The organism is Pseudomonas sp. S2_C11 (assembly GCF_054668395.1).
This window is the reverse complement of record NZ_CP162765.1, coordinates 2703095-2724471: the sequence shown is the minus strand read 5'-3', so window position 1 is coordinate 2724471 and position 21377 is coordinate 2703095. Positions and strand designations below refer to the sequence as shown.

19 protein-coding genes are annotated in these 21377 nt (G+C 62.2%); 17 read left to right on the top strand and 2 right to left on the bottom strand.

Going from position 1 to position 21377, the window contains the following annotated elements:
* Positions 1-260: 260 nt before the first annotated feature.
* Together yghU and AB4N48_RS12250 are read right to left on the bottom strand one after the other, a co-directional pair.
* Positions 261-1100 (bottom strand): glutathione-dependent disulfide-bond oxidoreductase, encoded by an 840-nt coding sequence (gene yghU / locus AB4N48_RS12255; protein ID WP_460095510.1) that lies wholly within the window; start codon positions 1098-1100, stop codon positions 261-263.
* A 232-nt stretch (positions 1101-1332) separates the two neighbouring features.
* A complete protein-coding gene (locus tag AB4N48_RS12250; RefSeq protein ID WP_460095509.1) occupies positions 1333-1836 on the bottom strand; it encodes a cupin in 504 nt (167 codons plus the stop codon).
* 180 nt (positions 1837-2016) lie between these two features.
* Here AB4N48_RS12250 and AB4N48_RS12245 point away from each other — a divergent pair, with 180 nt between their 5' ends.
* The 17 genes from AB4N48_RS12245 to AB4N48_RS12165 all read left to right on the top strand — a co-directional run bounded on the left by AB4N48_RS12245 (position 2017) and on the right by AB4N48_RS12165 (position 21280).
* Positions 2017-3804 (top strand): thiamine pyrophosphate-requiring protein, encoded by a 1788-nt coding sequence (locus AB4N48_RS12245; RefSeq protein WP_041478664.1) that lies wholly within the window; start codon positions 2017-2019, stop codon positions 3802-3804.
* Positions 3805-3814: 10 nt separating this feature from the next.
* Positions 3815-4552, top strand: coding sequence for a DUF72 domain-containing protein (locus tag AB4N48_RS12240; RefSeq protein ID WP_460095508.1), 738 nt, complete (start codon positions 3815-3817; stop codon positions 4550-4552).
* A gap of 74 nt (positions 4553-4626) precedes the next feature.
* Positions 4627-5514, top strand: coding sequence for a Dyp-type peroxidase (locus tag AB4N48_RS12235; protein WP_071172020.1), 888 nt, complete (start codon positions 4627-4629; stop codon positions 5512-5514).
* A 9-nt stretch (positions 5515-5523) separates the two neighbouring features.
* Positions 5524-6489: a Gfo/Idh/MocA family protein gene (locus tag AB4N48_RS12230; protein ID WP_460095507.1), complete on the top strand. Its 966-nt coding sequence runs from the start codon at positions 5524-5526 to the stop codon at positions 6487-6489.
* A 214-nt stretch (positions 6490-6703) separates the two neighbouring features.
* The gene (locus AB4N48_RS12225) at positions 6704-7456 is read left to right on the top strand and encodes a GntR family transcriptional regulator (protein ID WP_252885886.1); all 753 of its coding nucleotides are present in this window, start codon (positions 6704-6706) and stop codon (positions 7454-7456) included.
* Positions 7453-9183 (top strand): fumarate reductase/succinate dehydrogenase flavoprotein subunit, encoded by a 1731-nt coding sequence (locus tag AB4N48_RS12220; RefSeq protein WP_460095506.1) that lies wholly within the window; start codon positions 7453-7455, stop codon positions 9181-9183. Before AB4N48_RS12225 ends, AB4N48_RS12220 begins: the two co-directional genes overlap by 4 nt.
* Before the next feature lie 27 nt (positions 9184-9210).
* A complete protein-coding gene (locus tag AB4N48_RS12215) occupies positions 9211-9456 on the top strand; it encodes a 4Fe-4S dicluster domain-containing protein (RefSeq protein WP_003225615.1) in 246 nt (81 codons plus the stop codon).
* A 211-nt stretch (positions 9457-9667) separates the two neighbouring features.
* The gene (locus AB4N48_RS12210) at positions 9668-11092 is read left to right on the top strand and encodes an ABC transporter substrate-binding protein (protein ID WP_460095505.1); all 1425 of its coding nucleotides are present in this window, start codon (positions 9668-9670) and stop codon (positions 11090-11092) included.
* 329 nt (positions 11093-11421) lie between these two features.
* Positions 11422-12201: an ABC transporter permease gene (locus AB4N48_RS12205; RefSeq protein ID WP_460095504.1), complete on the top strand. Its 780-nt coding sequence runs from the start codon at positions 11422-11424 to the stop codon at positions 12199-12201.
* On the top strand, positions 12201-13049 hold the full coding sequence (locus tag AB4N48_RS12200) for an ABC transporter ATP-binding protein (protein WP_252877982.1): 849 nt from the start codon (positions 12201-12203) through the stop codon (positions 13047-13049). Before AB4N48_RS12205 ends, AB4N48_RS12200 begins: the two co-directional genes overlap by 1 nt.
* On the top strand, positions 13046-14008 hold the full coding sequence (locus AB4N48_RS12195; protein ID WP_460095503.1) for a HEAT repeat domain-containing protein: 963 nt from the start codon (positions 13046-13048) through the stop codon (positions 14006-14008). Before AB4N48_RS12200 ends, AB4N48_RS12195 begins: the two co-directional genes overlap by 4 nt.
* The gene (locus AB4N48_RS12190) at positions 14005-14283 is read left to right on the top strand and encodes a DUF971 domain-containing protein (RefSeq protein WP_460095502.1); all 279 of its coding nucleotides are present in this window, start codon (positions 14005-14007) and stop codon (positions 14281-14283) included. The genes AB4N48_RS12195 and AB4N48_RS12190 overlap by 4 nt, the downstream gene beginning before the upstream one ends.
* 193 nt (positions 14284-14476) lie before the next feature.
* Positions 14477-15094, top strand: a complete 618-nt coding sequence (gene lexA, locus AB4N48_RS12185) for a transcriptional repressor LexA (protein WP_041478675.1) — start codon at positions 14477-14479, stop codon at positions 15092-15094.
* Positions 15094-15711: a translesion DNA synthesis-associated protein ImuA gene (imuA, locus tag AB4N48_RS12180; protein WP_041478676.1), complete on the top strand. Its 618-nt coding sequence runs from the start codon at positions 15094-15096 to the stop codon at positions 15709-15711. The genes lexA and imuA overlap by 1 nt, the downstream gene beginning before the upstream one ends.
* A gap of 5 nt (positions 15712-15716) precedes the next feature.
* Entirely contained in the window at positions 15717-17132 is a 1416-nt protein-coding gene (locus AB4N48_RS12175) for a Y-family DNA polymerase (RefSeq protein ID WP_095179720.1), read from the top strand.
* The gene (locus tag AB4N48_RS12170; protein WP_460095501.1) at positions 17129-20206 is read left to right on the top strand and encodes an error-prone DNA polymerase; all 3078 of its coding nucleotides are present in this window, start codon (positions 17129-17131) and stop codon (positions 20204-20206) included. The genes AB4N48_RS12175 and AB4N48_RS12170 overlap by 4 nt, the downstream gene beginning before the upstream one ends.
* A gap of 384 nt (positions 20207-20590) precedes the next feature.
* Positions 20591-21280, top strand: coding sequence for a GntR family transcriptional regulator (locus AB4N48_RS12165; RefSeq protein WP_076563214.1), 690 nt, complete (start codon positions 20591-20593; stop codon positions 21278-21280).
* Positions 21281-21377: the final 97 nt, after the last annotated feature.

Sequence of the window (21377 nt, the reverse complement as noted above, 5' to 3'; positions counted from 1 at the left end):
CCCCAAGATTTACCCAAACGAAACTAATGCGAGTGAATGTAAGAATTATTCGCATTAGTATGTCGGAAGTTTCCGGGGGAATAAACCCGTACGAGTCAGTTAGTTAATGATTTTTTCACAATTGGATTTGATGGCCTCCGCAGGCAAATGTGGCAGCGGGCCTGCTCGCGAAGGCGGTGTGTCATTCAACAGATGCGTTGTCTGATACGACGCTTTCGCGAGCAGGCTCACTCCCACAGGGTTATGCGGTTTTTTTGAAATCAGTCCAGATCCTTCGCCTCATGCCGCTCCGGTACCTGACTGTCTTCATCACCCCAGGTGCGATTCACTCGCTGCCCACGGATGACCGCTGGCCGCTTGGCGATTTCTTCCGCCCAGCGCTGCACATGGGTGTACTCGTGCGCGGCGAGAAATTCCGCCGCCGAGTAAACGTTGTTGCGTACCAGTTGCCCGTACCAGGGCCACACGGCAATGTCGGCGATGGTGTAATCGTCGCCGGCCAGATAGGCGTTGTCGGCGAGACGGCGGTTGAGCACATCCAGCTGCCGTTTGGCTTCCATGGTGAAGCGGTTGATCGGGTATTCGAGCTTCTCCGGCGCATACGCGTAGAAATGCCCGAAACCGCCGCCCAGGTACGGCGCCGAGCCCATTTGCCAGAACAGCCAGTTGAGGGTTTCGGTGCGACCGGCCGGATCCTTGGGCAGCAAGGCGCCGAACTTTTCCGCGAGATACAGCAGGATCGAGCCGGACTCGAACACCCGGATCGGCGGCTCGACGCTGGGGTCCAGCAGCGCCGGGATTTTCGAGTTCGGGTTGACCTCGACAAAGCCGCTGGAGAACTGATCGCCTTCGCCAATGCGGATCAGCCACGCATCGTATTCGGCCTCGCTGTGCCCGAGTGCGAGCAACTCTTCGAGCATGATGGTGACCTTGACGCCGTTGGGCGTGGCCAGCGAATACAGCTGCAACGGATGCTTGCCGACCGGCAGTTCCTTGTCGTGGGTCGGCCCGGCGATCGGCCGGTTGATGCTGGCGAAGTGGCCGCCGGACGGGGCTTCGTGTTTCCAGACCTTGGGCGGAACGTAAGACGCATTGCTCATGAAACGGACCTCGTCGATGCTGGGAGAGAACAGGTAGACACCGTATCTCGAAAGGATTGAGAACACTACCTTGTGGGAGCTGGCTTGCCAGCGATGACGGCGGCACATCCAGCATCAATATTGGCTGACCCACCGCAATCGCTGGCAAGCCAGCTCCCACAGGTTCGGAGTCAGGCACAAGTCTCCCGTGGGAGCGAGCCTGCTCGCGAAAGCGTCGGCAGGGTCGCCGCGCCTAATGGCTCCAATACCGCCCAACCGCACCCCCGAGTCCCTGCACCGGATCTGTCTCAGGAAACGCCAGCCCCTCGATCCGCGCCAACTGCGCACCACTTGGCGCGGCCCGGCAAATATCCGCCTGCTGCCCCGGCGGATAAGCACCCACCACCAGAAAGTCCTCGCTCGAGCCCAGATTGCAGTGCCCGGTTCCCGCCGGCAGCAACAACACATCCCCGGCACTGACGTCGACGGCTTGCCCGTCAGGCCCGCCCAACATCAACCGCGCCTGACCGGCCGCCACGCCAAGCACTTCGTGGCCTTCGGTGTGGTAGTGGTGATAGTCATAAATGCCGTAGCGCCACTGCGCCGGCCAGCCATTGGCGCCGAAGGTCTGCTCGAAGCGCGCCGCCGGATCGTCGCCTTCAACGGCAATCGCGCTGCGGTAGATCAGCACTGGCAGACGCGGATTGTTCGGCACCCAGTCATTGCGTTGCAGCAGCAGGGTTTGTACTTCAGTCATGGCCCATCCTCCTTCGATCATTTCTCAATCGACCACAGAGCAGGGCGCACGCCTCAAAAAATCATTGCCGCGCAAACACGGCGCCGAAGTTGATGCCCGGACAATCCAGCGAAACTTCATCGCGCACCGGGCTGTCCAGACCCTTACATGTCCATGCAGCGGTAAATGGCGAGGGTCAACATGACGATGACAGTAGGTGATTTTCTGGTTGAGCGGCTCAGCGAATGGGGCGTCACGCGGATTTTTGGTTATCCGGGGGATGGCATCAACGGCGTGTTCGGCGCCATGAGCCGGGCCAAAGGCAAGATCGAATTCGTTCAGGCACGGCACGAGGAAATGGCTGCGTTCATGGCCTCGGCCCACGCCAAGTTCACCGGCGAGCTGGGCGTGTGCATCGCCACCTCCGGCCCCGGCGCTTCGCACCTGATCACCGGGCTCTACGATGCGCGCATGGACCATATGCCGGTGCTGGCCATTGTCGGTCAGCAGGCGCGCACGGCGCTGGGCAGCCACTACCAGCAGGAGCTGGATCTGGTGTCGATGTTCAAGGATGTCGCCGGTGCGTTTGTGCAGCAGGCTTCGGCGCCGTCGCAAGTGCGCCATCTGCTTGATCGCGCGGTGCGCACTGCGGTCGGCGAGCGCCGCGTAACCGCGCTGATTCTGCCCAATGACTTGCAGGATCTGCCTTACGAACAACCGGCGCGCGCCCATGGCACCGCGCATTCCGGCGTCGGCTACAGCAAGCCGAAAGTCGTTCCTTATGCAGCCGATCTGCAACGCGCCGCCGAGGTACTGAATAGCGGCGAGAAAGTCGCGATTCTGGTCGGTGCCGGTGCGCTGGAGGCGACCGATCTGGTCATCGCTGTGGCAGAAAAACTCGGTGCCGGTGTCGCTAAAGCCTTGCTTGGCAAAGCGGCACTCCCCGATGACTTGCAGTGGGTCACCGGCAGCATCGGCCTGCTCGGTACCGAGCCCAGCTACAAGCTGATGAGCGAGTGTGACACCTTGCTGATGATCGGTTCGGGCTTCCCGTATTCCGAGTTTCTGCCCAAGGAAGGCCAGGCGCGCGGCGTGCAGATCGACTTGCAGCCGGACATGCTCAGCCTGCGTTATCCGATGGAGGTCAATCTGGTCGGCGATTCAGCGGAAACCCTTGCCGCGTTGCTGCCCTTGCTGGAACAGAAAACCTCGAACAAATGGCGCAAGAAGATCGAAGGCTGGCGCAGCAGTTGGGAGAAGACCCTGGAAAAACGCGCCATGGCCAAAGCCGATCCGGTCAACCCGCAACGAGTGGTCTACGAGTTGTCACCGCGTTTGCCTGAGCAGGCAATCATCACTAGCGATTCCGGCTCCTGCGCCAACTGGTTCGCCCGTGACCTGAAAATCCGTCGCGGCATGAAATGCTCGTTGTCCGGTGGCCTGGCCTCGATGGGCGCGGCGGTGCCCTATGCGATCGCGGCCAAGTTCGCCTACCCGGAACGCCCGGTCATTGCCCTGGTCGGCGATGGCGCGATGCAGATGAACAACATGGCCGAGCTGATCACCGTCGCCAAATACTGGCGACAATGGCAGAGCCCGAAATGGATCTGCGCGGTGTTCAACAACGAGGATCTCAATCAAGTCACCTGGGAGCAGCGGGTGATGGAGGGCGATCCAAAGTTCGAAGCGTCGCAGAGCATCCCGGACGTGCCGTATCACCTGTTCGCGATCTCCATTGGCCTCAAGGGCATTTTTGTTGATCGTGAAGAAGAGGTCGCCGCTGCGTGGGAGCAAGCGCTCGCCTCGGAAGTGCCGGTGCTGATCGAGTTCAAGACCGACCCGAACGTGCCGCCGCTGCCGCCGCACATCAAGCTTGAGCAAGCGAAGAAGTTCGCCACGACCCTGCTCAAGGGCGATCCGGATGAAGCCGGGGTGATCGTGCAGACTGCCAAGCAGGTGCTCGGCGCTGTGTTGCCCGGGAAGAAATGACGGTGTGCGCTTGAACGAGTCAACCATCTACATCGGTTGCGCCGGCTGGAGTCTCGGTCGCGAGCACTGGCCGGCATTCCCCGCCGAAGGCACGCACCTGCAACGCTACGCCGCGCGCTTCAACTGTGTGGAGATCAACAGCTCGTTCTACCGCCCGCATCGGCGCCAGACCTACGAGCGCTGGGCCGACTCGGTGGCGCCGGACTTTCGCTTCGCCGTGAAAGTGCCGAAGCTCATCACCCATGAACAGCGGCTGGCGGACAGCGCGGCCGCGCTCGATGAGTTTCTCGGACAGTGCCAGGGCTTGGGTGATCGACTCGGTTGCCTGCTGGTGCAACTGCCACCGAAACTGGCGTTTGAGGCGCCGGTCGCCGAGGCGTTTTTTCGTGCCCTGCGCGAGCGGTTCAAAGGCAGTGTGGTGCTGGAACCGCGACACGAATCGTGGACTGGCGCTGAGGCGATGCTGGTCGATCTGCAAATCGCCCAAGCGGTGGTCGATCCCTCGCGGATCAGCAGCGACACCGCGCCGGGTGGATGGCAAGGCCTGCAGTATTGGCGCCTGCACGGCTCGCCACGGATTTATCACAGCGCTTATGAAGCGGCCTATCTGCAACAGCTTGCCCGGAACCTGCTGCGCGCCAGTGCCGAGGGCAAACACATCTGGTGCATCTTCGACAACACCGCCAGCGGTGCCGCCACCGCCGATGCGCTGGCTTTGAAGGCGTTGATCGAAGGCGGTGAGCGCTGAACGACGACGCTCTCGTTACCCACACAAACGATCCGGCTACAGGTAAACTCCGCGCACTTTTTCAAGGAGTTCACATGAGTTACTACCAGCCGGGCATTCTCGCTACCCCTGTTCCTGCGCAAGCACGTCATCTGTTTTTCGCCCTGGCGTCGGTTGAAGCCTTGCCGCAAGCGATCGACAGCCTGCTGATGCTGGTGGACGGCAAGTCGGCGGTGGTTGGCTTTGGTGAGTCGTTGACCAAGGCGCTGAATGTCGAAATCGCTGGCCTGCGCAGCTTCCCGGCGCTGACCGGCGTTGGCGTGAATAACCCGTCGACCCAGCATGCCCTGTGGATCTGGCTGCACGGTGTTGACCGTGGTGAGCTGCTCAACCGCTGCAACGCTATCGAAGCCGCGCTGGCCCCGGCCTTGCGTCTGGTCGAGATGCAGGAAGCCTTCCGCCACATGGACGGCCACGACCTCACCGGTTACGAAGACGGCACGGAAAACCCCCACGATGACGCCGCTGTCGCCGCCGCACTGCTAAGCAGTGGTGCTGATGGACTGGTCGGTGGCAGCTTCGCCGCGATCCAGCAATGGCAGCACGACCTCAAGGGCTTTCATCGCCTGTCTGCCGGTGCCAAGGACGACATCATGGGGCGGCGCTTGAGCGATAACGAAGAAATCGACGACGCGCCGATCTCCGCCCACGTGAAACGCACCGCGCAGGAAAGCTTTGCGCCGGAAGCGTTCGTCGTGCGCCGTTCGATGCCGTGGATCGAAGGCGATCGTGCCGGTTTGATGTTCCTCGCCTTCGGCTTTTCGCTGGATGCCTTCGAAGCACAACTGCGGCGCATGAGCGGGCTGGAGGACGGTATTGCCGATGGCTTGTACCAGATCAGCCGGCCAATCACCGGCGGCTACTACTGGTGCCCGCCGCTCAAGGACGGACGCCTTGATCTGCGCGCGCTGCGCATCGGCTGAGGACTGCATATGAACGTGGTGCGCTGGGGCATGATCGGTTGCGGTAGCGTCGCTGAACGCAAGAGCGGGCCGGCCTTTTACAAGGTGCCCGGTTCGGCGCTGGTTGCGGTGATGGGCCGACGCCTCGAAGCCGTCACCGACTACGCCGCGCGCCACGGTATCAGCCGCGTCTATACCGACGTCGATGCGCTGATCAACGATCCCGAAGTGGACGCGGTGTACATCGCCACGCCACCCGACAGCCACCACGCCTACAGCCTGAAAGTCGCCGCCGCCGGCAAGCATTGCTGCGTGGAAAAGCCCATGGCACTCAACGCCGGGCAAAGCCGCGAGATGCAGCAAGCGTTTGCCGCTGCCGGTCTGCACTTGTTCGTCTCGTATTACCGCCGCTCGCTACCGCGCTTTGCCCAGGTGCGGCAATGGCTGGAGGAGGGGCGCATCGGCGATGTCCGCCATCTGAGCTGGACACTGACCAAAGCGCCGTCACCGGCTGATCTTGAGGGTCGCGATAATTGGCGCACCGACCCGGCGGTGGCTGGCGGCGGCTACTTTGCCGACCTGGCCAGCCATGGCCTGGACCTGTTCCAGTATCTGCTTGGCGACATCGTTGAAGTCGCCGGTTTCACCGCGCGTCAGGCGGGTCTGTACGCCGCCGAAGATGCGGTCAGCGCCACGTGGCGATTCGCCTCCGGGGCGTTGGGCATGGGCTGCTGGAACTTTGTTGCGGACCGCCGTGAAGATCGCGTCGAGATTATCGGCAGCAAAGGGCGGATCGGGTTTTCGGTGTTTGATGAACATCCGGTGCAGCTGTTTGCCGACGAGCAGATCAGCCTGGAGATTGCCCACCATGAGCATATTCAGTGGCATCACGTGCTGGGGATGAATGCGCATATTCGGGGTGATTCACAGCATCCCGCCGTGGCCGAGCAAGCCGTCAAGACCGATTGGGTAATGGACTGGATCCTCAAACGCTGAATAGCTCACGATCCCCGGTGGGAGCGAGCCTGCTCGCGAATGCGGTGTGTCAGTCACGGGGGTAATGACTGACAGAATGCTTTCGCGAGCAGGCTCGCTCCCACAGGTCTTCCGGCGCAACACGCATCTAAGGTTATGCCCAAACAATATTTCTCAACCTCGGCATCACATCTCTAACATCACGTCATAACTCGTTATGACAAGTGATTCCGTGATGACCGATAACGTTCTCTCCCTCAGTAGCGTTCCGCTGCACACCCAACTGCGCGACGTCCTGCGTGCGCGGATTCTCGACGGTGAATACCCGCAAGACAGTCAAATGCCTTCCGAAAGCGAGCTGGGTGCGCTGTTCAAAGTCAGCCGTATCACCGTGCGCCAGGCGCTGGGTGATCTGCAAAAGGAAGGGTTGATCTTCAAAATCCACGGCAAGGGCACCTTTGTCGCCAAGCCGAAAACCTTTCAGAACGTCAGCAGCCTGCAAGGCCTCGCCGAGTCGATGACCGGGCGCGGTTATGAAGTGATCAACCGCCTGCGCAGTTTCAAATTCATTCCGGCCGACAAGCGTGTGGCCGAGCGTCTGCAGCTCGCCGAGGGTGAAATCGTCGCGCAGATCAAACGCGTGCGCCTGATCAACCGCGAGCCGATCTCGCTGGAAATTACCTACCTGCCCAAAGCCGTCGGCGAACGGCTGGAGAAGGCTGATCTGGTCACTCGCGACATCTTTCTGATTCTGGAAAACGACTGCGGCATCGCCCTCGGCCACGCCGATCTGGCCATCGATGCGGTGCTGGCCGACAGCGACCTGACCCAGGCACTCAGCGTCGAAGCGGGCTCGCCGATCATGCGCATCGAGCGCCTGACCCACGATGCCCACGGCCAGCCGCTGGACTTCGAACACCTTTATTACCGTGGCGATGCGTTCCAGTACCGCCTGCGGATCGACCGGCAAAAAGGGGAGCAGGCATGACCCGCAACGTTCTAGAACAGGAATACGACATCGTCGTGATTGGCGGCGGTACGGCCGGGCCGATGGCGGCGATCAAGGCCAAAGAGAAGAACCGCGATTTGCGCGTGTTGCTGGTCGACAAGGCCAACGTCAAGCGCAGCGGCGCGATCAGCATGGGCATGGACGGCCTGAACAACGCGATCATCCCCGGCCACTCGACGCCGGAGCAGTACACCAAGGAAATCACCATCGCCAACGACGGCATCGTCAATCAGGCGGCGGTCTACGCCTATGCGACGCACAGTTTTGAAACCATCGAACAACTCGACCGCTGGGGCGTTAAGTTCGAGAAAGACGAGACCGGTGACTACGCGGTAAAAAAGGTCCACCACATGGGCGCCTATGTGCTGCCGATGCCGGAAGGGCACGACATCAAGAAAGTCCTGTATCGGCAGTTGAAACGTGCGCGGGTGAGCATCACCAATCGCCTGGTCTGCACGCGTTTGTTGACCGACGAGGAGGGCGCGGTCAACGGTGTGATGGGCTTCGATTGCCGCACCGCCGACTTCCATGTGATCAAGGCCAAAGCAGTGATTCTCGCCTGCGGCGCGGCCGGGCGCCTCGGCCTGCCGTCGTCGGGCTACCTGATGGGCACCTACGAAAACCCGACCAATGCGGGCGACGGCTACGCGATGGCCTATCACGCCGGCGCCGAACTGGCCAATCTCGAGTGCTTTCAGATCAACCCGTTGATCAAGGATTACAACGGCCCGGCCTGTGCCTACGTCACCGGCCCGCTGGGTGGCTACACCGCCAACAACAAGGGCGAACGCTTCATCGAGTGCGACTACTGGAGCGGGCAGATGATGTGGGAATTCCATCAGGAACTGGAGAGCGGCAACGGTCCGGTGTTCCTCAAACTCGATCACCTGGCCGAGGAAACCATCCAGAACATCGAGGAAATCCTGCACAGCAATGAGCGCCCGAGCCGTGGCCAGTTCCACGCCAACCGTGGCACCGACTACCGCACGCAGATGGTTGAAATGCACATTTCGGAAATCGGCTTTTGCAGCGGCCACTCGGCGTCCGGCGTGTGGGTCAATGAGCGTGCCGAGACTTCAGTGAAAGGCTTGTATTCGGCCGGCGACATGGCTGCGGTGCCGCACAATTACATGCTTGGCGCGTTCACTTACGGCTGGTTCGCCGGGCACAACGCGGCGGACTTTGTCGCCGGCCGCGAGTTTTCCGCACTGGACAGCGAGCAGATCGCCAAGGAAAAAGCCCGGGTCTACGCGCCGCTCGACCGCGAACACGGTCTGCCGCCGGCGCAGGTGGAATACAAGCTGCGCCGCTTCGTCAACGACTACCTGCAACCGCCGAAAGTGACCAAGAAGATGCAGATCGGCCTGCAGCGTTTCAGCGACATCGAACGCGATCTTGAGCAGATGAAGGCCAGCAATGCTCACGAATTGATGCGCGCCATGGAAACCAGCGTGATCCGCGACTGCGCCGAAATGGCCGCCCGCGCGTCGTTGTTCCGCGCCGAAAGCCGCTGGGGCTTGTACCACTATCGCGTCGATCACCCGCAACGCAACGACGCCGAGTGGTTCTGCCATTGCCATCTGAAGAAGGGCGAGGACGGGCGCATGACCAGTTTCAAGAAAGCCGTCGAGCCTTACATCATCCCGCTCGATGCCGAGGAAATGCAGGCCTATGACCGCCTGCGGGTCGGCGCCTTCGCCGCTTGATGCATCACTAGAAAGAGAGTCCGAACCATGGCTTATCAAGCTCAGGAAATCTTCTTCCGCTCCAACGCGCCGGTCACCGTGGACGAGGACAAATGCATCGCCGAAAAGGGCTGCACCGTGTGCGTCGACGTCTGCCCGATGGACCTGCTGGCGATCAACCCGGCCACGCAAAAAGCGTACATGGCATTCGATGAATGCTGGTACTGCATGCCGTGCGAGAAGGATTGCCCGACGGGGGCGGTGAAGGTCGACATCCCCTATTTGTTGCGTTGACCCCAAATCCATTGTGGGAGCGAGCCTGCTCGCGAAAGCAATCGTTCGTTCAACAATGATGGTGACTGACCCGCCGCCTTCGCGAGCAGGCTCGCTCCCACATTGCAATTGTGATTATCCAATAGCCATCCGGTGAACCCCGGACGCTGAATGCAAAACACCCCTCGTTTCCCACCGCGCCCTGATCGCGGCGGAGACGAACTTCAAACAAATGATTCGAGGGGAAACACTCATGTTGCGTGCAGCACTTGCCGGTCTGGTACTGGCTTCATTCACCTTGTCGGCCTCGGCCGAAACCATCCGCATCGCCATCGGCACTCAGGACACCACCATCAACTGCGCCGCCGGTGGCCTGTTGATCAGGGAACTGGGGCTGCTGGAAAAATACCTGCCCCACGATGGCGCCTACAAAGACGCGAAGTACGACGTGCAGTGGAAGAATTTCACCAGTGGCGCGCCGCTGACCAATGAGATGGTCGCCGGCAAACTCGATTTCGGTGCCATGGCCGATTTCCCCGGTGCGTTCAATGGTGTGGCGTTCGAAACGGCGGGCAAGCACAGCCTGTTCATCAGCGTGCTGTCGGGCAGCATCAAGGGCAGCGGCAACGGCATCGTCGTGCCGAGCGCTTCGTCGGTGCAGAGCCTGAGCGAACTCAAGGGCAAGACCATTTCGGTGCCGTTCGCCTCGACGGCTCACGGCATGTTGCTGCGCGCCGTGGCAGAGCAGGGCTGGGACCCGCTCAAGGATGTCAACATCATCGCCCAGCCACCGGAAGTCGCCGGCTCGGCATTGCAGGCCGGCAAGATCGAAGCCCACGCCGATTTCGTGCCGTTCGCCGAGCTGTTCCCGAGCCGTGGTTTCGCCCGCAAGATCTACGACGGCGCCCAGGCCAACGCGCCGACTTTCCATGGCGCACTGGTGGATCAGGCCTACGCCAGGAAGTACCCGGAAATCGTCGTCGCCTATTTGCGCGCGAGCATCGAAGCCAACCAACTGCTTGCCGCCGAACCCGAGAAGTACAGCGAACTGATCGCCAAAGTCACCGGGGTCGATGCCGAGGTCAACTACCTGTTTCACGGCCCGCTCGGCGTACAGACCCGCGACCTGAGCTGGAAACCTGAATACCGCCAGGCTGTCGGTACCGCCATCGATACCTTGACGCTGCTGAAGAAAGCCGATCGCGGGCTCGACCTGAACAACTTCATCGACGACCAGTACATCCGCGCCGCCTTCAAGGCTGCGAACCTCGATTACACCGCGCAACTGGCCAACTACGCGCAGACGCCATTGCCGGGCGTGGATGCGGCGACGGGCAATGCCATCACCGACGTCAGCCATGTCGCGGAAATCTGGGTGCGCGGTGAGGAAAAAGTCCGCCGTTACGGCTCGGCTGAAGCGGCGTTCACCGCGCTGGCGGGATTGAAGCAGGAGGGCAAGAACATTCGTGCGGTATATGCGCAGGCCAGTGACAGCGGGATCAAGTTGCTCGCCGAACAAGCGTGGTTTGCCAGCGATGCCAAGGGTCGCCTCAGCGCATTTCTGCTCAAGGGCCAGGCCCAGCAATACGCTGCGGCGCAGGGTGGCAAGGTGTTCGACTTTAGCGATGCCACTGCGCAGGTTGTTGCTGCGCGCTGAAGATCAAAAGCCCCTCACCCTAACCCTCTCCCGGAGGGAGAGGGGACTGACCGAGTTGTTGGTGAGAGATACGCCGACGTGAATTACCGAGTCGAACTGAGGTCTGCAAGCGCTGAAGATCAAAAGCCCCTCACCCTAACCCTCTCCCGGAGGGAGAGGGGACTGACCGAGTTGTTGGTGAGATACGCCGACGTTTAGTACCGAGTCGAACTCAGGTCGTGAAAAGCACGCAAATCGGCTCCCTTTCCCCCTCGCCCCCCTGGGGGAGAGGGCTGGGGTGAGGGGGTAAATCTCAGCCATCACACAGAACCCGAACTGGAAACCGGACTATGAAAACACCGTTGCGCTGGACATCAAGAGCCGCCTCACTGCTGCTCTGCCTGCTCTTCTGGCAACTCGCCGCCAGCCACGACTGGAACCTCGGCCTGGTCACCTTTGCCAACGTGCCGACGCCACTGGCGGTGATCGAAGCCGCACTGGGCCTGGGCGACTCGGGCAAACTCTGGCAGCACTTGAGCAGCAGCCTGGGCCGCGTCTTCGCCGGCTATCTGGCGGCGTTGATCCTCGGCATCGCCCTGGGCCTGGCCATCGGCCGGTCGAAATGGGCCGAAGACATTCTGCTGCCACCGCTGGAAGTCCTGCGCCCGATCCCCGCCGTGGCGTGGATTCCGCTGGCGATCCTGATGTTTCGGTCCTCGGAGTTGTCGATGGTTTTCATCACCTTCACTGGCGCGCTGTTCCCGATTCTGCTCAACACCGTGCACGGCGTCGAAGGCGTTGATCCACGTCTGATTGCCTCGGCAAAGAGCCTCGGGGCCGGGCGTCGGGCGATTCTGCTGGAAGTAATCCTGCCGGGCGCTGCGCCGAGCATCATCACTGGCCTTGCGATCGGCATGGGCACTTCGTGGTTCTGTCTGGTGACCGCGGAAATGATCTCCGGGCAGTTCGGCATCGGTTACTACACCTGGGAGTCCTACACCATTCAGAACTACGCCGACATTGTCGTCGGCATGCTCCTGATCGGCGTGTTGGGCATGGGCAGCAGTTGGCTGATCAAACGCCTGGGCGGCTTGTTCACGCCTTGGCATCGACCGCGAGGCAAAGCCTGATGAGCGTGATGCAAACCCCGGAAGGGCGGATCGACATTCGCCAGTTGTCCATCGTCCTCGGCCAGGGCCGCGAAGCCTTCGAAGCGGTGCAGGGCCTCGATTGCCAGATCGAATCCGGCCAGTTCGTGTGCATTCTCGGCCCGTCCGGTTGCGGCAAGTCGACCTTGCTCGGCGCCCTGGCCGGCCACTTGAATGCCAGTACCGGCAGCCTGAAAGTCGACGGCAGCGCGGTGACCGGCCCGTCGCCGCAGCGCGGCATGGTGTTTCAGCACCACACGCTGTTCCCGTGGCGCACGGTGCGCGACAACGTCGCCTTCGGCTTGAAAATGCGCGGGGTCGGCAAGGCTGAGCGCCATCGCGCCGCTGACGACATCCTCAAACTGGTCGGCCTCGAAGGCTTCGCCGAGCGCTGGCCGGATCAACTCTCCGGGGGCATGCAGCAACGGGTAGAAATCGCCCGGGTGCTGGTCAATCGCCCGCGCCTGTTGCTGATGGACGAACCGTTCGGCGCGCTGGATGCGCTGACCCGTCTGAACATGCAGGAACTGCTGCTGGACATCTGGACGCGCATCCGCACCACGGTGGTTTTCGTCACTCACGACATCGACGAGGCGCTGTTTCTAGCCGATCGCTTGTTGGTGATGAGCGCGCGACCGGGGCGAATCATCGAAGATTTGCCTCTGGACTTTCCGCGTCCGCGCACCAGCGAACTGGTCACCAGCCCGGAATTCGCTCGCCTCAAGCGCCACTGCCTCGACCTGCTGCGCCACGACAACGACCGACCGCTGCCGCGCCTCAATCCGCTCGGCCTGCCTCCTGAAAACCCTTTGCCGCGATTTGCCTTATGACCTCTATTTTTGCTGTGACCGACCACGAAGACATCCTCGCCCTGCATCCGCGCTTGACGGCGGAAGACGCTGGCGTGCGGCGCATTGCCCTGATCGATCTGGCCGATCTCGAAGAACCGGATGGCTTGCTCTGGCTGGTTGATCGACTTCGTCAGGATCCTGCCGAGGATGTTCGCGCTGAAGCTGCGCGATTGCTTGAAGCGTGGGAGGACGATGCGGTCGTGCAAGCCTTGTGCGAAGCGCTGACGGATCCGTCGCCCGCTGTGCAATCGGCAGCGGCGCAAAGCCTGAGCCTGCTCAAGACTGCAGCGGCGGGGCGCGTGATTCTGCCGTGGACCGCACATGCCGATGTCAGTGTGCGCATCGCCGCATTTCGGGCGTTGCGAGAATTGCGCTTTGCCGAGGCCGCGCCGGCTGCTGTCGCGGCATTGGAAGATGCCGATGCTCATGTTCGGCGCGAAGCGGTTGGCGTGCTCGGCTGGCTCAAACAGCTCGACGCGCTGCCAGCCCTGGCGCAACTGGCCAGCGACGACCCGGACACCGAAGTGCGCCGCGCCGCGACAGGTGCGCTGGGTCTGGCCAGTGGCGCCGAAGTATTGCCGGCGTTGCGCCAGGCTTTGCACGACCCCGCCTGGCAAGTGCGCGAAGAAGCCGCGACGACACTGGGCAAGGTTGGCCACAGCGACGCCGGCCCGACCTTGGTCGAAGCGCTGAGCGATGATTACTGGCAAGTGCGCCTGCGCGCCGCTCGCAGCCTTGGCCGCTTGCGTTTCGTCCCGGCGCTGGACGCGCTGATCGACACTCTCGGCCACCGCATCAGCAACCTGCGCAAGGAGGCCGCGCTGGCGCTTGGAGAGTTGAACGATCGCGGCGCCGTGGCCGCGTTGCAGGCAGCGCAGGACGACGGCGACCCGGAAGTGCGCAAAGCCGTGCGCATCGCGTTGAGTCAGCTGCAATGACTCCGCTGTCGGTGGGCAACTCGCAGAGTGAGCGCACGTTACACCTGAGCTGGCCGGACGGGCGCGAATCGCTGCTCAAGCATGCCGATCTGCGCCGGCAATGCCCTTGCTCGCAATGCCGCGCATTTCGCCTGCGCGGCGTCACGCCGCTGGTCGATGAGCGCGTGCGTCTGATCGAACTCAACCCGCAGGGGTATGGCGTGCAACTGGTGTTCAGCGACGGGCATCAACGCGGGATTTATCCGTGGGAGTACCTGGCGCAACTGAATTCCTGACCTTATCCGATGATCGTTCCCACGCTCCGCGTGGGAATGCAGCCCGTGACGCTCCGCGTCACTGGACGCGGAGCGTCCCTTGAGGCATTCCCACGCAGAGCGTGGGAACGATCAGATCGCAGCCTTCGGCAGCTGCCTGCGTCGGCTTGCGCCGACTGGCGGTTCTTGTCAGGAATTTCCCACAGGAGTACAAATGTACTCCATGACCAATCTGACTCCCCGCCGTACCGCCATTCTGACCTTTATCCGCGATCGCATCGCCGAGCACGGTCAGCCCCCAAGCCTCGCTGAAATCAGCGAGGCTTTTGGTTTTGCCTCGCGCAGCGTGGCGCGCAAGCATGTGCTGGCGCTCACGGAAGCAGGTTTCATCGAGGTCAACCCGCATCAGGCCAGGGGCATTCGTTTGCTCGGCCAGCCATCGCGTCCGGAGCTGCTGGAGATCCCCGTACTCGGTCGTGTGGCCGCCGGCGCGCCGATTGGCGCCGATGCCGATATCCATAACCGTTTGCTGCTCGACCCGGCGCTGTTCTCCCGCACCCCGGATTACATGCTGCGGGTGCAGGGCGACTCGATGATCGAAGACGGCATTCTCGATGGCGATCTGGTCGGTGTGCGGCGCAATCCCGAGGCGCTGAACGGCCAGATCGTCGTTGCGCGTCTGGACGGTGAAGTCACCATCAAACGCTTCGAACGGGTCGGGGATGAAGTGCGCCTGCTGCCGCGCAACCCGGCGTACAAGCCGATTGTCGTGCGTGATGATCAGGATCTGGCCATTGAAGGCGTGTTCTGTGGTCTGGTGAGGCAAGGCTGATGGGCGCCGTCGTTGCGTTGGATACGCTGTTCAATGGCGGCCAGGTCTGGCGCGGCAGGCCTGCGCCACCGGCGGCGAGTCCGCAGCCGACCGGGCATGCGGGACTGGACGCAGCTCTGCCCAGCGGCGGCTGGCCGGAAGCGGCGCTGAGCGAAATCCTTCTCGCCGGCCCTGGTGTCGGCGAGCTGCAACTGGTCTGGCCAACCCTGGCGCGATTGTCCGCGGCCGGTGAGCGCATCGTGCTGGTGGCGCCGCCGTTCGTGCCGTACCCGCAGGCCTGGGCCAATGCCGGGGTCGATTTGCGCCAGTTGTCGGTGATTCAGGCCAGCGAACGCGATGCCTTGTGGGCGGCGGAGCAGTGTCTGCGCTCGGGCAGTTGCGGCGCGGTGCTGTGCTGGCCGAACAAGGCCGACGACCGGGCTTTGCGGCGTTTGCAGGTAGCGGCGGAAACCGGCCAGACCCTGGCCTTTGCCTGGCGCCCGTTGAGCGAGGCGGTCAACCCGTCACCGGCAGCGTTGCGCATAGCCATCGATGCCAAACCGGCGCAACTCCGCGTACTCAAATGCCGTGGCGGGCTGGCGCGTGCGGCGCCGATTGCCTTTGCCGTGGGGCACTGATCGTCATGCGCTGGGTATGTATTCTCTTTCCGCAACTGGCCCTCGACGCTGTGCTGCGTCAGCGGCCCGACCCTGAAGAGCCGTTGGTGCTGCTCAGCGGTCCGGCCCAACGCCGAGTGCTGCAAGCGGTAAATCCGGCGGCGCGCAAACTCGGCCTGCGCCCCGGCATGTCGATGACCGCCGCGCAAGCCATGAGCAAAGGCTTTGCCACCGCCGATTACGAGGTGGCCGAGGTCGAGCACTGGCAGCAGTTTCTCGCCGCGTGGGCCTATCGCTTCAGCGCGCAGGTCAGCGTGCATTACCCGCGTACCGTGGTGTTCGAGATCGAATCGAGCCTCGGACTGTTCGGTACCTGGCCGCAATTTGAAGCTCGCCTGCGCCAGGAATTGAAAGATCTGGGCTTTCGCCATCGCATCGTCGCCGCGCCGAACCCGGTGGCGGCACGAGTGCTGGCCAATGCCTACGATGGCCTGGTGGTGCCGGACAGCGAAGCCTTGCAGCATCATCTCGGGCAATTGCCGGTTGATCGTGTGGGGCTGGAGCCGAATGTCGCCACGGCGTTGTCGCGCATGGGCCTGCGCAATCTCAGTCAGGTGCAAAGCCTGCCACGCCAGGCACTGGCCCGGCGTTTCGAAGCGCAGATGCTCAAGCACCTCGACACGCTGTTCGGCGCACGCCCGCTGGCGCTGGCGTTCTATCTGCCGCCAGACCGTTTCGATATCCGCATCGAACTGAATTTCGACGTGCAATCCCATCAGGCCTTGCTGTTCCCGTTACGGCGCTTGACCGGCGACCTGTCGGCGTTCCTCTGTGGGCGCGACAGTGGCGTGCAGCGTTTTGATCTGCATCTGGAACACGCAGGGCTGCCGGACACGGTGATCAAGGTCGGCCTGCTCAGTGCCGAGCGTGACGCGGCGATGCTGTTTGAACTGGCCCGTGGCCGGCTGGAGCAAGTCCAGGTCGAGGCGCCGGTGCGTGGTTTTCGCTTGCGCGCCGAAGACCTGCCGAGTTTCGTTCCGCAGTATCAGGAACTGTTCGACGACCGCCCGCAGCAGACCTTGCCCTGGGAGCAATTGCGCGAACGTCTGCGCGCACGGCTGGGTGATGACGCGGTGCAGGGCTTGCGCTTTCAGGCCGATCATCGCCCCGAGTGCGCGTGGCAGAATGGCGTCGACAAACAGCCTTGCACAGGTTTGCCCAGCGTCCAGCGCCCGGGCTGGCTGCTCAACGAACCGCAGAGCGTGCCGGAAGGTTCGGCGCGGATTCTCATGGGGCCGGAGCGCATCGAATCCGGTTGGTGGGACGGTGGCGACGTGCGGCGTGATTACTACCTGATCCAGAACCGCGCCGGTCAGCAGGGCTGGGCCTGGCGCGCTGTGGGTGAGGGCGGCCCGCTGTGGCTGCAAGGCTGGTTCGCATGAGTGCCGATTACGCCGAACTGCATTGCCTGTCGAATTTCAGTTTCCAGCGCGGTGCCTCCAGCGCGCTGGAGCTGTTTCAGCGGGCGAAAAAGCACGGCTATCAGGCACTGGCGATCACCGACGAGTGCACCCTCGCCGGGATCGTTCGTGCATGGCAAGCGGCGAAGTCCGTGGAGTTGCCGCTGATCATCGGCAGCGAGGTGCGCATCGACAACGGCCCGAAACTGGTACTGCTGGTGGAAAACCTTGCTGGTTATCAGGCCCTGTGCGGCTTGATCACCCAGGCCCGGCGGCGTACGCAGAAAGGCCAGTATCAGCTGCTGCGCGAAGACTTCGACGAAGCACTGCCGGGTTTGCTGGTGTTGTGGGTGCCGGATTCAGTGGATGACCGGGAAGAAGGGCGCTGGCTGAAACAAACCTTCGGCGACCGCCTGTGGCTCACGGTGCAACTGCATCGCGGGCAGAACGATCAGCAGCGGCTCGCGGCATTGTTGGCTCTGGCGGCTGAGCTGCAGATTCCAGCCGTGGCCAGCGGCGATGTGCACATGCATGCCGGGGGGCGCCGTGCCTTGCAGGACACCATGACCGCGATCCGTCATCACGTCCCCGTGGCCGAAGCGGGTTTGCGCCTGCATCCCAATGGCGAGCGGCATTTGCGTTGCCTCGATGAGCTGCGCGCACTGTATCCGCCGGACTTGCTCGAAGCGTCGCTAAAACTGGCCAGACGCTGCACCTTCGATCTGAGCGAGCTGCGCTATCAATATCCGAAAGAGCTGGTGCCCAAGGGCCACAATGCCAGTTCCTGGTTGCGTCATCTGACCGAGGAGGGCATTGCCTGGCGCTGGCCGAAAGGGCCTCAGGCCAAGGTGCTCAAGCAGATCGATGACGAGCTGCAATTGATCGCTGAACTCGGCTACGAAAGCTACTTCCTCACCGTGCACGACGTGGTGCGCTTTGCCCGCACGCAGAACATCCTCTGTCAGGGCCGTGGTTCGGCCGCCAACTCGGCGGTGTGTTTTGCCCTGGGCATCACCGAGATCGATCCGGATCGTACTACGCTGCTGTTCGAACGCTTCATGTCCAAAGAGCGCAACGAGCCGCCGGACATCGATGTCGATTTCGAGCACGAGCGCCGCGAGGAAGTCCTGCAATACGTGTTCAACCGTTATGGCCGGCGACGTGCGGCGCTGACCGCGGTGGTCAGCACCTATCACGCCACCGGTGCCGTGCGCGATGTAGCCAAGGCCCTCGGCCTGCCACCGGATCAGATCAACGCGCTGGCCGATTGCTGCGGGCGCTGGAGCGATGAAACGCCGCCGCTGGAACGTTTGCGCGAAGGTGGCTTCGACCCGGACAGTCCGGTGCTGCGCCGGGTGCTGAGCCTGACCGGGCAACTGATCGGCTTCCCCCGGCACCTGTCGCAGCATCCCGGTGGTTTCGTGATTTCCGAGCAACCGCTGGATACCCTGGTGCCAGTGGAAAACGCAGCCATGGCCGACCGCACCATCATCCAATGGGACAAGGACGACCTCGATGCGGTCGGCCTGCTCAAGGTGGATATTCTCGCCTTGGGTATGCTCAGTGCGATTCGCCGCTGCTTCGATCTGCTGCGCCGGCATCGTGATCTGAACCTGACACTCGCGACGATTCCACCTGAAGACAAACCGACCTACGAAATGATCAGCCGCGCCGATACCGTCGGTGTGTTCCAGATCGAGTCGCGGGCGCAGATGTCGATGCTGCCGCGCCTGAAACCGCAGACGTTCTACGATCTGGTGATTGAAGTGGCGATCGTCCGGCCCGGGCCGATTCAGGGCGGGATGGTTCATCCGTATCTGCGCCGACGTAATAACGAAGAGGCGGAAACCTATCCGTCGCCGGCGCTCGAAGTCGTACTCAAAAGAACCCTGGGCGTGCCGCTGTTTCAGGAACAGGTCATGCAGATCGCCATCGTCGCTGCCGACTACAGCCCCGGTGAGGCCGATCAGTTGCGCCGCTCGATGGCGGCGTGGAAGCGCCATGGCGGACTGGAGCCGCACAAGGAGCGCCTCGCCGCCGGCATGAAAAAGAACGGCTACACACCGGAATTCGCTGCGCAGATCTTCGAGCAGATCAAAGGCTTCGGCAGTTATGGCTTCCCCGAATCCCACGCCGCCAGTTTCGCCTTGCTGACCTACGCCAGTTGCTGGCTGAAATGCCACGAGCCGGCGGCGTTCGCCTGTGCATTGATCAACAGTTGGCCGATGGGCTTTTACAGTCCGGATCAGATTCTGCAGGACGCGCGGCGGCACCAATTGCAGATCCGTCCGGTGGACGTGCGCGCCAGTGACTGGGATTGCAGCCTCGAGCCGCTGAGTGCCGGGCAACCGGCGATTCGCATGGGCCTGCGCATGATCAAGGGATTTCGCGAAGAGGACGCACGGCGCATCGAAGCCGCGCGCCGACACGGGGCGTTTGCCGATGTCGCTGACCTGGGTGAGCGCGCCGCCCTCGACAGTCGTGCGCAGGCCTTGCTGGCAGACTCCGGCGCCTTGCGCGGTCTGGCCGGGCATCGTCATCGTGCGCGTTGGGAAGTAGCCGGGGTGCAGAAACAACTCGGCCTGTTCGCCGGCCTGCCCAACGAAGAGGAAGTCAAAATCGTCCTGCCCAAACCCAGCGTTGGCGAAGACCTGCATGCTGATTACTCGACCGTGGGGACGACGCTGGGGCCGCATCCACTGGCGTTGTTGCGTGGCGAGTTGCAGGCCCGGCGTTGCCGCAGCTCGCGGGAATTGATGGATATCGAACATGGCCGGCCGGTCAGCGTGGCCGGTCTGGTCACCGGCCGACAGCGCCCCGGTACGGCCAGCGGCGTGACGTTCGTGACCCTGGAAGACGAGTTCGGCAACGTCAACGTGGTGGTCTGGCGTGACCTGGCCGAGCGGCAGCGCCAAGTGCTGGTGGGGTCGCAATTGCTCAAGGTCGACGGCCGCTGGGAACGCGAAGGCGATGTGCGCCACCTGATCGCCGGGCGCATGAGCGACCTTAGCCCGCTGCTCAACGGCATTCACGTGCAGAGCCGGGATTTCCACTGACCTTTGTGGGAACGAGCCTGCTCGCGAAAGCGCAGTCTGAGGCAATGACGATGTTGACTGTGCCGCCGCCTTCGCGAGCAGGCTCGCTCCCACAGGGAATTTGGTTGCGATGAAGATGGTGGATTTACCCCGTATGAGTGTGGGAACGAGCCTGCTCGCGAAAGCGCAGTCTGAGGCAATGACGATGTTGACTGTGCCGCCGCCTTCGCGAGCAAGCTCGCTCCCACAGGTTTTGGCTGTTTATTCAAAATCGAGATAAATCAAAAGGCTGCACCTTTGGACCGAAGGCAGATATTCTGCGCTTCACACCGGTACGGGAACCCGATCAATCTCCATGGCCAGCCACTGCCAGGATGAATTGCCCGACGCCAAAGGAGTGTTCGAATGAGCGAAAAGAAACTGGAAACCACGGTCGATCGCGTCTACCAAGGGGTTTACGCGGCGATCAGCAAGCGTTCGTTGCGCCCGGGCATGAAGCTGGGTGAGGCCTCGCTGGCCGAGTTGTTCAATGTCAGCCGCACGTCGGTGCGTGCTGCGCTCAAGCAATTGGAAGCCGATGGTCTGGTCACCACTGAGCCCAACAAAGGTGCATCGGTGTCGCTGCCCAGTGACGCAGAGCTGCGTTCGCTGTTCGAAACCCGGCGGTTGATCGAAATCGGCATCGTCACCGAACTGTGCCGGCGCAAAGACACCGTTGCGATGCAGGATCTGCGTGAGCACTTGTTGCTGGAGGATGCCGCCCATGCGGCCGGCGACCATGAACGGCTGATCCATCTGCTCGGCGAATTCCACCTCAAACTGGCGCGCAGCCTGAACAATCCGGTGCTGCTCGACTGGTTCCAGAAGCTGATCTCGCGCGCTTCACTGTATGCCGCCGCGCTCGATGACGACAGTCATCAAGCCTGCCGCGACGATGAACACCTGCGTTTGCTTGAGTACATCGAGGCCGGTAATCAGAGCGCCGCGATCGAGCTGACCTGCACGCACCTCAACGGAATCGAGAAGGCGATTCTCGACGTTGCTGCAAAAATGAAAACCGGCTATCACCCACTCAAACACTTGATTGGCGTCTGAATGGCTCTGTGTCGCAAATCGGCTATACCTCCAATGAAACCAATGCGTTTTCAGGGCCTCGAAACACACGGGCGTCGCGTCGTTGTAGCGTTGCGAT